This window comes from Muribacter muris, assembly GCF_001038205.1.
Taxonomy (GTDB): domain Bacteria; phylum Pseudomonadota; class Gammaproteobacteria; order Enterobacterales; family Pasteurellaceae; genus Muribacter; species Muribacter muris.
In genome coordinates, this window is record NZ_JWIZ01000077.1 from 1 (window position 1) to 11,938 (window position 11,938).

An 11,938-nucleotide genomic window follows, 5' to 3' on the forward strand; every position below is an offset into this window, starting at 1 on the left:
GGCAATAAGGCTTGATTAAGAATATCTGCTCTGCTCATTGCTCCCCCTATGGCTCGCCTTTGGTTTTCAGGATTTGTAAAATTGAACGCCAAACCGACCGCGTGTTCGCCTGCTTTTGCTCGGCGGCTAATGCCCGATGTTGTTCAATCAGGCGGTTAATTTTGGCTTCAAGCTGGGCGAGCAGGTCGTAGGTTTGCTCGGTGTCGAGCTGTGCCATTTCCTGCCGCCGCTCAAGCCGATTTAGGCGTTGCTCGGCAAAATAGAGCCTACGGCGTTGGCTGATTTTGCGTTGACGTTGGTTTGGCATAAAAGCCCCCTTTTTTGTGTATAAAATCCGCAATTTGCGGAATTTAGGGTGCAGAAAACCTGCAACCCTATTCGGCTGCTTATTTAGTTGTGGAAATAAACAGGGGAGTTAATGTGCTTGATTGGTGCGAATAATGTGTTCGAGACGATCAAACATCGCTTTTTGGAAGCGTTCGGCTAGGTTGATCATCACTTGTTCTTTGCCTTTTTTCGGCATTGGTGTCAGCCTGCCATCTTCTAGCATTTTTTTCACCGTTGGAATGCTGACACCGGTTCGGCGGGCGTACTCTTTAATTGTTACTTCCGCCGTGTCTAGCGTGATATTGAATGCAACATTGATGACTGGTTCCATCATTATTCCCCTAACCCGTATCTTACTAAGCAATAAACGCCGGCAACGGCAGCAGCAATAGCCGCGCCTTGCAGATAGCCTGCCGGCTCATAGTATTTGGCTTTTCTGCCGAGTGGCACGCTTATTAGCCAACAAACGGCGGCAAGCGATAACATCAGCAGGGCGATGATGAGTGTTGAATTACGCATTTGTCTGTGCCTTTTTGATTTCGTTTTTGATCCCTTCTGCCAAAATGACTTTAGCGAAGGCACTGCAACTGATGTTGCGGTCTTTTGCCATTTGCGTGATCTGTTCGGCGATCTCGCCGGTAAAGCGAATGGCAAGTTGAAGCGTTGCTCTTTGTTGGTTTTCGGCTTGCATTGAACCCCCTTTGGTTTTGTGGTATGTTTCACTTTGCTTTGAAATGCTTTGATTTGCTTTTCTCTGCTTTGTTTTTGTGGATTTTAGATCTCATTTTGTTATGTGTAAATATCAAAATGAATTTTGGAGGTTTGAATGTCTAATTTTTCATCAGGCGAGGTGATTGAAAGACTGCTTAAAATTTACTCTCTTAAGACTATGAAGGAGCTTTCTGCAGAATTGGGATTTAGTAATGGTGTTGTTGCTAACTGGAATGCAAGAAACTCTATTCCCCTTGATGTTTTATTAAATGTTGCTGAACAGAAAAAAGTTAGCCTTGACTGGTTGATAAGAGGTGAGCAACCGACTAATGAACTTTCAACTCACGAAAAATTAGTTTTGATGGCATTCAATGATTTAGATGATCGTAAGAAGCTGGAAGTGATTGGGTTAATGACCAATCTAAAAGCAGATAAGCAACAAAGTGCGAATGGTTCTATCAATGTAATTGGCAATCAAGACAATTACATTGGTGGTGATGTAAAAATCGGGTGATTGTTTTTGGGAGGAATATTATGAAACATTTAGCAAAATTAGCGGTGGTTTTATCTAGCTTAATAGTAGGTAATGCTTATAGCAACGAATTTACAACTTGGTCGACTGTTGACGATGATTCCGACTATACAATGAACGGAAAGCCCGCTTTTTTCGTAGGATTTGGTAAAAGCCAAACAGAGTTCTTCAACTTGAATATGCAATGTAATACATTTAAATATTCTAACAAAAACAAAGCATTTAAGTTTGAGGTTGGTGATGGAGCGAGCATTTCATATTACGCTCCCAATATTACCGGCTGGAGTGAGTCTAAATTTGATACCTATCTTAACTTAGAATTTGTTGAAAAAGACCTGAAAAATAATACAGTAGTATTAAATATTAGTGGAAAGCTCGTTAATATAAAAGATGACAGCTATCCACTTTTTGATCTTGAAAAAACAACCGTTAAATTTAGACCAGAAGATGTCAAGATTATTAAAAAAGTGTGTAAATAGCTGTAGCACAAGCAGTTGGATTTTTCCCAAAAGTTGCAAGTGTTTAATGCAATGGGAAATGGTAATAGTAATACATCTATCAATATAAACGGCAATAGCGGGAATTATGTTGGTGGTGATGTGAAGATTGGGTAAAACTCACTTTTTAGGCTGAAAACTGGTAAGCTATGGCTATATACATCAATGGAGGTAGTCAAATGGGCTTATTTAAATGGTTAAAACAGGTTGCGAGTGTCCAGGCAAAAGTCTTCAATGAGGCAGAAGCTGAGTTAGATAATGCGGATAAATTTGCTGATAAGGTAGAAGCCGAAACCGAGCAGATAATGCAATCACGACAGCAATTAAAACAAGAAATAGAAGAACGGAGAAAATATAATGGAGCTGTTCCAAAAAAAGAAGGATGGCATTTACCTTAAGGATTTTTTATATATTGATCGTCCTAAATTATCCTCGTTATATGTTCAGTTATTTGAAAATGGTGAACTGATTGAGAAGGTCATTTCTGATTCTGAAGAAAATAATAAAGCCACCTCCGAAAAGAGTGGCTTTAATTTAGGTTGGCGTTCTATCGGGCAGTGGCTTTCTAGAAAAGAGAAATCCAGTAGTGATAAACTGACGAACCAGAACCAATTAAAATATGATGCTTCCCAATTATTACCGCTTGCGGTGATTTCCGAGCTTACCAAGAGAAACTTACTTAATTATGATATTTCTACTGCAAATTATGGGGATATTGTGGTTATTAAAGGTGAGTTAAAATTATTTGATTTTAAAATGTTTCCTGATGATTTATTATCCAATTTGGTTGAGCTAGGGATATATGAAGATAAAGAAGCCAATAATATTATTGGCGATAAGAAAGAAGATTTTATTTCTTTAGTTATTAATACGATAAAAAAATTACCTGATAGAATTTATACTCATTTATCTAATAAAGACTATGTAAGTTTTTCCTCAATGATCCCTAATAATATGACCCGCTCTTATTCTGATATTCTTTTCAACGAAGGAGTAATATTAAATGGAAATTGGACTATTATAGGGGTTCTTGATACACATAAAGATGATAAAGATAACAATAAAGATATTTATTTAAAATCTGAGTCAGATTCAATAAGGAAAACTGTAAATTTTGGCTATATAACAACTACTTTTATATTAAAGCAATTCGTAGGTAGATACAAAGGGGAATATGCAATTACACCTTTAGTTATTTATCGGGATATAGGTAGCTAAAGCTAAGGAACTTTCAGTAATGGTATTTAACACGGAAGCCGTTATTTTACGGATGAGACAGGTTTTATCTGCGGGTAATAATGAGGAACTGGCAGATAAGCTGGGGACGAGCCATAGCACGATTCAGAAATGGGAGGAAGTGAACGCTATTCCGTTTAACGATTTAGCGGTGATTGCCCGTGATACGAATGTTACATTAGATTGGTTGGTTTACGGGAAAAGTGATGATGGTCTTTCCGTTGATGAAGAGATGATTTTAACCGCTTACCGCAATTTGCCGAAAAAGCAGAAAATCGAGGCGATTAACTATATGAGTAAGCTCGATAGTTTCGGCGCAACCGAGAAGAAAAAGGCGGTTGCCCAAAATGCGGTGTTGAAGGGCGATCATAATTTCATTGGTGGGGATATTAATATTCATCAAGGTTAGCTATGGCAGTCCGTAGAGATAATAAAAGAGGGCGATGGTTGGTTGATGCTTATATTGACGGCAAACGTATCCGGCGTTGGTTTGAATCAAGAAGTGAAGCTAACCGTTTTAATAATTCAATCAAGCAGGAAAATAGTCCGCTCTTTAAAGCCATTAAGATTCAGAAAGAACAGCCGCAGCGGTTGTCCGAGCTAGTGCATTTATGGTTTGATTTGCACGGGCAAACCTTGGTAAGTGGTAAGAAACGCTATCAAAAATTGTTATGGATTGCCGAGATGGTTGGCGATCCACTCGCTCGGGATTTTTCAGCCTCTGATTTTGCCGATTTTAGAGCAAAGCGGTTAAGTGGTGAGATTGTCAATAAAACGAATAAGCGAGTGCCAAAAGAAGCCTTGGTTAATTTAGAGCAATCGGCTTTGAGGGCAATGTTTAATGAGCTGAAACGGTTAAAAAAGTGGAAAGGGGATAATCCGGTTGCGGAAGTACGCAAGTTTAAGGTTAAGGAGAAGCCTTTGCTTTTTTTGCGTAATGATGAGATTGATCGACTGTTAGTAGCTTGTGATAATTCCCGTAATCCATATTTGTCTTTAATTGTGCGTATTTGTTTGGCAACAGGGGCAAGGTGGAGCGAAGTTGAGTCTTTAACCGGCTCTCAAATTATTCCCTATAAGATAACGTATAACCAAACTAAAAGCGGAAAGAACCGAACCGTGCCGATTTCTAAGGCACTTTATTCAATGATTCCGATTAAAATGGGGAGAATTTTTGAAGGGGCGTACTATAAAGCCTGTCATAAATCCTTCCATTCTGCATTAAAGAGAGCGGGCATTGAGCTACCAAAAGGACAAGCAACGCATATTCTAAGACATACGTTTGCCAGCCATTTTATGATGAACGGTGGTAATATTTTGGTTCTGCGGGATATTTTGGGGCATTCTGATATTAAGATGACGATGATTTATGCCCACTTTGCGCCTTCATATTTGGAACAAGCCGTGAGCTTCAATCCGTTAGAAAATCGCCACAAATGTGGCTGTTAAGTGGCTGTTATCATACGCTAGTTTAACCTATTTTACCTTATTTCGTACTCTTAACCGATTGATTTTGTTGTAACTATTTGATTTCAAAATGTTTATTAAGATATTCCCAAAATTCTCCATTATAATACGGCGGCAAAACCGTGGTTACCCGACTACCCGATGCGCTTTAGACATTTTTATTGGCACTACCACAATCTAGAATGGCGTAGCATCATTGAAAGGCATCAGCCTAATTAACAAAACCACCGAAATTTATTAAGGAAATATAATGATTATCCCTTGGCAATCATTGGAAGAAACAACCCTCTCGAACGTACTGGATTCCGTTATTTTGCGTGAAGGCACTGACTACGGCGAACAAGAACTTACCCTAGCAGAAAAGCGGGCAAGGTTAATGGCATTACTTGAAGCGGATAAAGCTGTCATTGTTTGGTCAGAACTTCATCAAAGCCTTGATATTAAAGATAAAAAATCTTTCTTAGGGAATATGTAAATTTCGTGGTAGAATCTTTACATTTAGATATGTTCTCTCGGTAAAGTCAGTTCAGAGGATCTTATGAAAGATGTTTCAATTTCAACAGCGCAACTGGAAAATGTGAGCCCGCCTCCGTCTATTCACGACCCTGCGGTTGAATGGTTTTTGACACATTGCCATATCCACCGCTACCCTGCCAAATATACCCTTATCCACGCAGGTGAAGATGCGCAATCTCTATTTTATATTATCAGTGGGGCGGTTTCCGTGTTCATCAAAGACGATGAAGGCAAAGAGATGCTGCTGACGAATTTAGGGCAGGGAGAATTTGTCGGTGAAATCGGCTTATTTGAAGACAAAATCCAGCCGCGCACGGCGTGGGTACGCAGCAAGGGCAACTGTGAGATTGCGGAAATTTCCTATAAGAAATTCAAACAGTTAGTGCATCTTAATCCGGATATTTTGATGTATCTCTCCGCCCAAATGGCCCGCCGTTTACGAATGACCTCCCGCCAAGTCAGCAATCTTGCGTTTCTTGATGTTACCGGACGCATTGCCCAAACATTGATGAACTTAGCCAAAATGCCCGATGCAATGACCCACCCGCAAGGAATGCAGATCAAAATTACCCGCCAAGAAATCGGACAAATGGTTGGCTGCTCACGGGAAACGGTCGGCAGAATTTTGAAAATGTTAGAAGATGACGGGCTGATCTCCGCCCACGGCAAAACCATTGTGGTCTATGGCACACGCTAATGCCACAGGCAAGAGGTCATTTCCGTGTCATTTTTCGCAAAATAGATAATAGCCTCTTCTATTCATATTACGGCATAGTATTGCGGTATTATGTAGCAAATGCACAAAAAATAGAAATTTTAACAGAATGTAGGGACACACTGCGTGTGTCCTTTATAAAAATCAAATTATTTCAATAATTTAAAATCCGGACACACGCAGTGTGTCCCTACAAGTGAATAAAAAACACCTTTGTACAACTGCTACATAATATTGTAGTATTGCAAAAAAACGGTCGAAACCGACCGCTTGCTTTAGCTATTCCAGCACAATCCTATCCCGATTCTTATCCAGCGTAGCTTTACCGATACCGGACACTTCCGTCAGTTGCTCTACATTTAAGAAACGTCCGTTTTTCTCACGGTATTCGACAATCGCCTGCGCTTTTTTTGCCCCAATGCCGACCAATTTGTCCTGAATTTCTGCCGCAGTAGCGGTATTGATATTCACTTGGTTCAGATTAGCCGCAGCGGGTTTTAACTGTGATGATTGAGTTTGCTCCGCCGTGCCGGTTACACTACTCGGTTGCGGTGCTTCCGTCGCCAATACGCCCGCACTCAATATCCCGAGCAAGATGCCTAAACGGTATGGTTTAAAACGTTTCATTTTCACTCCTTATTAGATTTTGATTGCAACATTGCCCGCAGACCTTAGCCCGATGAACACGTTAAAACAACGTTCAAATATGATTTTTACGATCTCGATCGTAAAAATTAAATCGCCGCACATAACAAGAGTAATTTTTTGAAAATAACGTGCCGAATATAGAGAAATCCTTTAGAATAACGATATTTTTCTGTTTAAATTATCATCTTGGAAAAGACAATGAATCAAAATAAATCTCGTATTGAACCCACATTTGGTGAAAAAGCGCCAACAAATCCTACTGTGCAAAATACCGCTGATATTAAAAGCCCGATTTCTGTTTCTGTGTCTTCCAACACTTCACCGGGGCATACATTCACCCCAGTGCTAAAACGTCCAGCGGAAGCGGCGCAAACGCTTTCAACCTTAGAAGAAAAGGCGATGCTCAACAAAAATCCACCAACGGCTCAAACCGAAGAAAGTGCCCAATCTACACCGCCTAAAGCGGCCGGATTTGCGTTCTCACCGGTTGAAGAAAAACCTGAACAAACAACAAAGCCGGCGGAAAACCCACAACCGACCCAATCGGATACACCGGCAAACGATACGGCTAAATCCGAGCCGACAAACAGTGTTGAGCGGGTGATTCCGGCACACACAACACAACCGAAAAAAGCCTTAACCGACAAAGTACCGCCGAAATTCCGCCGTTTATTGTTAGTGCTTTTGCTAGCTCTTGCATTATTACTGGTCTTTTTCCTGTTGAAACCAAATACGCCTAAGAGCGTTGAAGCATTACAGGAACAAGGCACCAGTTTGCCGATTGAATTCCGCCCGGTAGATGAAGCGGAAGCCAAACGTGCCGAAGAGGAAGCTCGTGCATTGCAAGCCCAACAAACTGCAACGGCGGAACAAGCACAACAAGCGGTAACTTTTGTGGAAAATAATGCAAACGTTACTGCACCTGCTCAAACAGAGCAGTCGGCTGTTACACCACCAACGGAATCTGCCCAACCAACCGAACTGGCGGCAACAACCGTTACCACTGTGGCAAAACCGGTTGCGGTTGAACCGATCAAGAAACCGGCCACCAACGGCAGCGTAATTTATCAGCCTGAAACGGCAAAAGCCGAACCGAAAAAAGTGGATCGGTTAAAACCGACACCACCAAAAGTCGAGCCAAGTAAAGCCGAAAAAGCCGTTGCGCCGGTAAAAACAACACACAGCACGGCGAAACCGAAAACTGAACCAACACCGGTAGCGGTGGTAAAAACTGCAGAGCCGGCTAGCCCGATTGTTTCCAGCAAAACCCTCACTGTGCCGAAAGGGGTGTCGTTAATGCAAGTCTTCCGAGATAACAACCTAAATATCTCCGATGTCAATGCAATGAGCAAGGTGAACAATGCGGTCAGCAACCTCAAGATCGGAGAAAAAGTAACGGTACGCTTGGATAAGAACGGGCGTGTTGCCGAAATGAGCGTAAGCGCCGGCAAATATATCCGCCAAGCCAACGGCAGTTATACCTTTAAATAGAAACCAAAGAGCAACGCAACCCCGCGTTGCTCTTTTTGCCTTTATCAAGGACAACGAATGAAATTTACCCGGAAAATTAACCTTATTCTCTGCACCTCACTGATTGCCCTGTTGAGCGGTTGCACCCTGCCCGGAATGTCGCCGATTGCTCAAATTGACTCTGCTCAGCATCAGTTTATTTTACCGCCACCCGCTGAAAATCGGCAGATTGTTAAAGAGAGAACGGCATTAAATTACCAGTGCAAAAATCAGCAACGTGTCCGTATTCAGCCGCTTAATAAGAAAACGATCAATGTAACTTTCGGGCATACCACCTACAAGCTCTCCTCAACCGTTACTAAAAATCACAAGCGATACAGTAATATCCGCTGGATTTGGACGGAAGATTTCAAGGGAACAGGCACATTGAAAAATAATCGCCAGAAAGTGTTGGCGGAAGGCTGCGTGCGAAAATAGGATAGACAATGAATATTTTAGTGATTGGCCCGTCTTGGGTAGGCGATATGATGATGTCGCACGCCCTTTATCAACAGCTCAAACGCAATGATCCTACCTGCCGGATTGATGTAATCGCGCCCGATTGGTGTCGCCCCCTGCTTGAGCGAATGCCGGAAGTGCGAACGGCTCTTTCAATGCCAATCGGACACGGCAGTTTCCAACTATGCAAGCGGTATCATTTAGGCAAAAATTTGCGAAATCAATACGATTTGGCGATTGTGCTGCCCAATTCCTTTAAATCCGCCTTTATCCCTTTTTTTGCTGGTATCAAACAGCGGCGAGGCTGGAAGGGCGAGATGCGTTACGGGCTGCTCAACGATTTACGCCGTAATAAAAACGCCTATCCGATGATGGTGCAACGCTACGTGGCATTAGCATTCGAGCGGCATCAAATACCGACCGCCGAGCAACTCCCGATTCACTCCCCTTATCTGAAAGTCAGCGCCGAAAGTGTTGCGCAAACTCAAACGGCGTTTGCCAAACAACTCGCCTATGCCGAACAGCGTGAGGCGATCGGTTTTTGTCCGGGGGCAGAATTTGGCCCTGCCAAGCGTTATCCTCACTACCACTATGCCACTCTTGCCGAAAAACTGATTGAGCAAGGCTATGCGGTGCAATTATTCGGTTCGCAAAAAGATGAAGCAGTCGGCGAACAAATCCGCTCGGCATTGCCGGAAAGCCTGCAACGCTACTGCCTCAATTTAGCCGGACAAACCAACCTCAACCAAGCTGTTGATTTACTTTCCGCCTGTAAAGCAGTGGTCAGCAATGACTCCGGTTTAATGCACATTGCGGCGGCACTAAAACGTCCGCTGGTCGCACTCTATGGCCCGACTAGCCCGCAATATACGCCGCCACTTGCCAATAATGCGGTCATTATCCGTTTAATTGAGGGGGGATTGATTAAAATCCGCAAAGGCGAAAGTAGCGAGGGCTATCATCAAAGTTTGATTGATATTGCGCCGGAGCTGGTATTGGAAAAACTAAATGCTCTGTTAGCCCAATGAAAATATGCCTTGTCAAAACCTCCTCAATGGGCGATGTCATTCACGCCCTACCCGCGCTCACTGATGCTCAACGAGCAATCCCCAATTTACAAGTTGATTGGGTGGTCGAGCCGGCATTTGCCGAAATTCCCCGCTGGCATAGTGCCGTGCAAAATGTGATTCCGATTGCTCTTCGCCGATGGCGCAAGCACCTGTTTCAACGCCAAACGTGGCGGCAATGGTTTGCCTATAAACAACAATTACAGGCAACGGATTACGATGCGGTGATTGACGCACAAGGCTTGCTGAAAAGTGCATTATTTGCCACCCGCTTGGCAAGGGGGCAAAAATTCGGCTACGACAAGCAGAGCGCAAGGGAAGGATTAAGCCATCATTGCTACGATCACGCCTTTCACATTCCTTATCAGCAGCACGCCGTTGAGCGTATTCGCCAACTGTTTGCCGCCGCCCTTGGCTATCGGTTAGCCGAAAAAACGGGCGATTACGGCATTGCTCACCATTTTACAAAAAACCAAGCCGATCAGACCGCTTACCTCATCGCGATTCACGCCACCACCCGCCCCGATAAGCATTGGCTGGAAAGTCATTGGCGCACTACATTGCAAGCACTTACCAATGAGGGCCGGTATATCTGCTTGCCTTGGGGAAACGAGGCGGAACGGCAACGGGCTGAACGCTTGGCACAAGGCAATCCACAAATTCAGGTGTTACCGAAATTAAGCCTGACTGCACTGGCAACGCAGATTGCCCTCGCGCAAGCCGTGATTTCAGTCGATACCGGATTGAGCCATTTAGCTGCCGCATTGGATAAACCTAATGTAATTTTATACGGGGCAACCGATCCGAAACTGATCGGTGCTTACGGCAAAAATCAGCATTATCTCACGGCACAGGGAATGGCAAATATCTCGCCCAATCAGGTGTTAGAAAAGTTGGCAGTGCTCGGTTAATCTAAAACAAGCGGTCCGTTAGCGGTCGTTTTTTGTAACAGGTTGATGTGCTTTACAGCACGGGACAGGATCTTCTCCCCCCTCGCTGAGCGGATTACAACGCACAATGCGTTTTAACGCCAACCAACCGCCTTTCACAGCACCGAAGCGCTGAATTGCCTCAACAGCATACTGGGAGCAGCTTGGATAAAAGCGGCAGCGAGGCCCAATCAGCGGGCTAATCACATATTGATAAAAGCGAATCAGCCCCAGCATTATTTTCGCAAGCCAACCGGCTGTGGCTATTTTGCTTGACGGGCGAGGCGAATGTGGCGTTGCCATAATTTTTCGAGGGTTGCGAACAGTTCTTGATTGCTCAATTTGCCGATACCGGCTTTGGCGACAAAGACAAAATCACAGGCGGGTAAATCGTGTTGTTTTAAACGAAAACTTTCCCGCACAATCCGTTTAATCCGATTGCGGTCGTGGGCTCTTTTGAGATGTTTTTTCGCCACAGTTAAACCTAAACGGGCAAATTCTGCTTGGTTTTGACGGGCTAATAGGGTGAGTTGAGGAGTACTGGCACGTTGCGGCTGTTCAAATACCGCCTTAAATTGAACGGGAGCTAACAAACGCAGCTCCCGAGTAAAAGTGAACTTATTCACAGCACGTTTAGCGCAAAGCAATTATGCAGATAAGCTCTTACGACCTTTAGCACGGCGACGCGCTAATACTTGACGACCGTTTTTAGTTGCCATACGAGCACGGAAACCGTGTGTACGCGCACGTTTTAATACAGAGGGTTGAAATGTACGTTTCATTTGTTATACCTAAAAATATTAACGTTGGCATTAGCCAAGGGAGAATTATAAAAAGAGTGCGAATTTTAACGGCAAACACCGCAAAGATCAAGGCTAATTTATCGCTTAATCGCAAGAAGCACTACCCCGCCTGTAATCAAGCCGATTCCAAGCCACTCTTGCAAAGAGGGGCGTTCACCGAGAAATAACACCGCAAAAATCGTTACCAACACGACGCTGAATTTATCAATCGGTGCAACCTGTGCCGCATTCCCCATCTGTAACGCTTTGAAATACGCTAACCAAGATAACCCGGTTGCCAAGCCGGACAAAATCAAAAATACCCAATGCTTGCCGGTTAATGTGCCGAACGGCTGCCATTTGCCGCTATATGTCAGAAAAACACACAACGCCACTAAAATCACAAGGGTTCGGATAAAGGTGGCAAAATCGGAATCAATCCCCTGTAATGTTAATGATCATGCAAAAATGCGCCAGGCTGATGCAGTAAGATCATCGAAAAGTGATCCACTGCATCTTTTGATAAACTCCTTGTTATTTAAA

General features: G+C 43.5%; 20 protein-coding genes and 1 pseudogene. 12 read left to right on the forward strand and 9 right to left on the reverse strand.

Features of this window, described 5'->3' with window-relative positions:
- Window positions 1-46 precede the first annotated feature (46 nt).
- From RO21_RS10320 to RO21_RS10335, 4 genes are all read right to left on the reverse strand, one after another.
- Window positions 47-307 carry a hypothetical protein gene (locus RO21_RS10320; protein WP_047977702.1) on the reverse strand — a complete coding sequence of 87 codons (261 nt, stop codon included), beginning with the start codon at window positions 305-307 and terminating at the stop codon, window positions 47-49.
- A gap of 108 nt (window positions 308-415) precedes the next feature.
- Window positions 416-661: a DNA-binding protein gene (locus RO21_RS10325; protein ID WP_193789297.1), complete on the reverse strand. Its 246-nt coding sequence runs from the start codon at window positions 659-661 to the stop codon at window positions 416-418.
- Window positions 661-846 (reverse strand): hypothetical protein, encoded by a 186-nt coding sequence (locus tag RO21_RS10330; protein ID WP_047977704.1) that lies wholly within the window; start codon window positions 844-846, stop codon window positions 661-663. Before RO21_RS10330 ends, RO21_RS10325 begins: the two co-directional genes overlap by 1 nt.
- Entirely contained in the window at window positions 839-1,018 is a 180-nt protein-coding gene (locus RO21_RS10335; protein ID WP_047977705.1) for a hypothetical protein, read from the reverse strand. The genes RO21_RS10330 and RO21_RS10335 overlap by 8 nt, the downstream gene beginning before the upstream one ends.
- 135 nt (window positions 1,019-1,153) lie before the next feature.
- Between RO21_RS10335 and RO21_RS10340 the strand changes: the two genes are divergently transcribed.
- The 8 genes from RO21_RS10340 to crp all read left to right on the forward strand — a co-directional run bounded on the left by RO21_RS10340 (window position 1,154) and on the right by crp (window position 5,983).
- On the forward strand, window positions 1,154-1,552 hold the full coding sequence (locus tag RO21_RS10340; protein WP_047977706.1) for a helix-turn-helix domain-containing protein: 399 nt from the start codon (window positions 1,154-1,156) through the stop codon (window positions 1,550-1,552).
- A 20-nt stretch (window positions 1,553-1,572) separates the two neighbouring features.
- Complete coding sequence (locus RO21_RS10345) at window positions 1,573-2,049, forward strand: hypothetical protein (protein WP_047977707.1); 477 nt, start codon at window positions 1,573-1,575, stop codon at window positions 2,047-2,049.
- Window positions 2,050-2,246: 197 nt separating this feature from the next.
- A complete protein-coding gene (locus RO21_RS10350) occupies window positions 2,247-2,465 on the forward strand; it encodes a hypothetical protein (protein WP_047977708.1) in 219 nt (72 codons plus the stop codon).
- Entirely contained in the window at window positions 2,425-3,285 is an 861-nt protein-coding gene (locus RO21_RS10355) for a hypothetical protein (RefSeq protein WP_047977709.1), read from the forward strand. Before RO21_RS10350 ends, RO21_RS10355 begins: the two co-directional genes overlap by 41 nt.
- A gap of 19 nt (window positions 3,286-3,304) precedes the next feature.
- Window positions 3,305-3,712, forward strand: a complete 408-nt coding sequence (locus RO21_RS10360) for a helix-turn-helix domain-containing protein (RefSeq protein WP_047977710.1) — start codon at window positions 3,305-3,307, stop codon at window positions 3,710-3,712.
- 2 nt (window positions 3,713-3,714) lie between these two features.
- Window positions 3,715-4,752, forward strand: coding sequence for a phage integrase (locus tag RO21_RS10365; protein ID WP_047977711.1), 1,038 nt, complete (start codon window positions 3,715-3,717; stop codon window positions 4,750-4,752).
- Between the two features lie 268 nt (window positions 4,753-5,020).
- Window positions 5,021-5,245: a YheU family protein gene (locus tag RO21_RS10370; protein WP_047977712.1), complete on the forward strand. Its 225-nt coding sequence runs from the start codon at window positions 5,021-5,023 to the stop codon at window positions 5,243-5,245.
- 63 nt (window positions 5,246-5,308) lie between these two features.
- The gene (crp, locus tag RO21_RS10375; RefSeq protein ID WP_047977713.1) at window positions 5,309-5,983 is read left to right on the forward strand and encodes a cAMP-activated global transcriptional regulator CRP; all 675 of its coding nucleotides are present in this window, start codon (window positions 5,309-5,311) and stop codon (window positions 5,981-5,983) included.
- Window positions 5,984-6,280: 297 nt separating this feature from the next.
- On the opposite strand, the gene RO21_RS10380 is transcribed toward crp, so the two are convergent.
- The gene (locus RO21_RS10380; RefSeq protein WP_047977714.1) at window positions 6,281-6,628 is read right to left on the reverse strand and encodes a ComEA family DNA-binding protein; all 348 of its coding nucleotides are present in this window, start codon (window positions 6,626-6,628) and stop codon (window positions 6,281-6,283) included.
- Between the two features lie 219 nt (window positions 6,629-6,847).
- On the opposite strand from RO21_RS10380, the gene RO21_RS10385 reads away from it, so the two are divergent.
- The 4 genes from RO21_RS10385 to rfaC are packed head-to-tail and all read left to right on the forward strand — an operon-like array spanning window position 6,848 to window position 10,595.
- Window positions 6,848-8,140, forward strand: a complete 1,293-nt coding sequence (locus tag RO21_RS10385; RefSeq protein WP_047977715.1) for a LysM-like peptidoglycan-binding domain-containing protein — start codon at window positions 6,848-6,850, stop codon at window positions 8,138-8,140.
- A 57-nt stretch (window positions 8,141-8,197) separates the two neighbouring features.
- Window positions 8,198-8,596 (forward strand): MliC family protein, encoded by a 399-nt coding sequence (locus RO21_RS10390; RefSeq protein ID WP_047977716.1) that lies wholly within the window; start codon window positions 8,198-8,200, stop codon window positions 8,594-8,596.
- Window positions 8,597-8,604: 8 nt separating this feature from the next.
- Window positions 8,605-9,645, forward strand: a complete 1,041-nt coding sequence (gene waaF / locus RO21_RS10395) for a lipopolysaccharide heptosyltransferase II (RefSeq protein WP_047977717.1) — start codon at window positions 8,605-8,607, stop codon at window positions 9,643-9,645.
- Entirely contained in the window at window positions 9,642-10,595 is a 954-nt protein-coding gene (gene rfaC, locus RO21_RS10400) for a lipopolysaccharide heptosyltransferase RfaC (protein WP_047977718.1), read from the forward strand. Before waaF ends, rfaC begins: the two co-directional genes overlap by 4 nt.
- Before the next feature lie 18 nt (window positions 10,596-10,613).
- On the opposite strand, the gene yidD is transcribed toward rfaC, so the two are convergent.
- The 4 genes and pseudogenes from yidD to RO21_RS10420 all read right to left on the reverse strand — a co-directional run.
- On the reverse strand, window positions 10,614-10,916 hold the full coding sequence (gene yidD, locus RO21_RS10405; protein WP_084724296.1) for a membrane protein insertion efficiency factor YidD: 303 nt from the start codon (window positions 10,914-10,916) through the stop codon (window positions 10,614-10,616).
- The gene (gene rnpA, locus RO21_RS10410; protein WP_047977720.1) at window positions 10,877-11,206 is read right to left on the reverse strand and encodes a ribonuclease P protein component; all 330 of its coding nucleotides are present in this window, start codon (window positions 11,204-11,206) and stop codon (window positions 10,877-10,879) included. Before rnpA ends, yidD begins: the two co-directional genes overlap by 40 nt.
- Window positions 11,207-11,260: 54 nt before the next feature.
- Window positions 11,261-11,395, reverse strand: coding sequence for a 50S ribosomal protein L34 (rpmH, locus tag RO21_RS10415; RefSeq protein WP_005599701.1), 135 nt, complete (start codon window positions 11,393-11,395; stop codon window positions 11,261-11,263).
- Between the two features lie 98 nt (window positions 11,396-11,493).
- Window positions 11,494-11,844, reverse strand: a pseudogene (locus RO21_RS10420) (EamA family transporter); the annotation flags it as partial.
- Between the last annotated feature and the right edge of the window lie 94 nt (window positions 11,845-11,938).

Bases quoted from the DNA above. Each gene is read 5' to 3' on its own strand.
- RO21_RS10320 (WP_047977702.1), bottom strand. From the start codon at position 307: ATGCCAAACCAACGTCAACGCAAAATCAGCCAACGCCGTAGGCTCTAT.
- RO21_RS10325 (WP_193789297.1), bottom strand. From the start codon at position 661: ATGATGGAACCAGTCATCAATGTTGCATTCAATATCACGCTAGACACG.
- RO21_RS10330 (WP_047977704.1), bottom strand. From the start codon at position 846: ATGCGTAATTCAACACTCATCATCGCCCTGCTGATGTTATCGCTTGCC.
- RO21_RS10335 (WP_047977705.1), bottom strand. From the start codon at position 1,018: ATGCAAGCCGAAAACCAACAAAGAGCAACGCTTCAACTTGCCATTCGC.
- RO21_RS10340 (WP_047977706.1), top strand. From the start codon at position 1,154: ATGTCTAATTTTTCATCAGGCGAGGTGATTGAAAGACTGCTTAAAATT.
- RO21_RS10345 (WP_047977707.1), top strand. From the start codon at position 1,573: ATGAAACATTTAGCAAAATTAGCGGTGGTTTTATCTAGCTTAATAGTA.
- RO21_RS10350 (WP_047977708.1), top strand. From the start codon at position 2,247: ATGGGCTTATTTAAATGGTTAAAACAGGTTGCGAGTGTCCAGGCAAAA.
- RO21_RS10355 (WP_047977709.1), top strand. From the start codon at position 2,425: ATGGAGCTGTTCCAAAAAAAGAAGGATGGCATTTACCTTAAGGATTTT.
- RO21_RS10360 (WP_047977710.1), top strand. From the start codon at position 3,305: ATGGTATTTAACACGGAAGCCGTTATTTTACGGATGAGACAGGTTTTA.
- RO21_RS10365 (WP_047977711.1), top strand. From the start codon at position 3,715: ATGGCAGTCCGTAGAGATAATAAAAGAGGGCGATGGTTGGTTGATGCT.
- RO21_RS10370 (WP_047977712.1), top strand. From the start codon at position 5,021: ATGATTATCCCTTGGCAATCATTGGAAGAAACAACCCTCTCGAACGTA.
- crp (WP_047977713.1), top strand. From the start codon at position 5,309: ATGAAAGATGTTTCAATTTCAACAGCGCAACTGGAAAATGTGAGCCCG.
- RO21_RS10380 (WP_047977714.1), bottom strand. From the start codon at position 6,628: ATGAAACGTTTTAAACCATACCGTTTAGGCATCTTGCTCGGGATATTG.
- RO21_RS10385 (WP_047977715.1), top strand. From the start codon at position 6,848: ATGAATCAAAATAAATCTCGTATTGAACCCACATTTGGTGAAAAAGCG.
- RO21_RS10390 (WP_047977716.1), top strand. From the start codon at position 8,198: ATGAAATTTACCCGGAAAATTAACCTTATTCTCTGCACCTCACTGATT.
- waaF (WP_047977717.1), top strand. From the start codon at position 8,605: ATGAATATTTTAGTGATTGGCCCGTCTTGGGTAGGCGATATGATGATG.
- rfaC (WP_047977718.1), top strand. From the start codon at position 9,642: ATGAAAATATGCCTTGTCAAAACCTCCTCAATGGGCGATGTCATTCAC.
- yidD (WP_084724296.1), bottom strand. From the start codon at position 10,916: ATGGCAACGCCACATTCGCCTCGCCCGTCAAGCAAAATAGCCACAGCC.
- rpmH (WP_005599701.1), bottom strand. From the start codon at position 11,395: ATGAAACGTACATTTCAACCCTCTGTATTAAAACGTGCGCGTACACAC.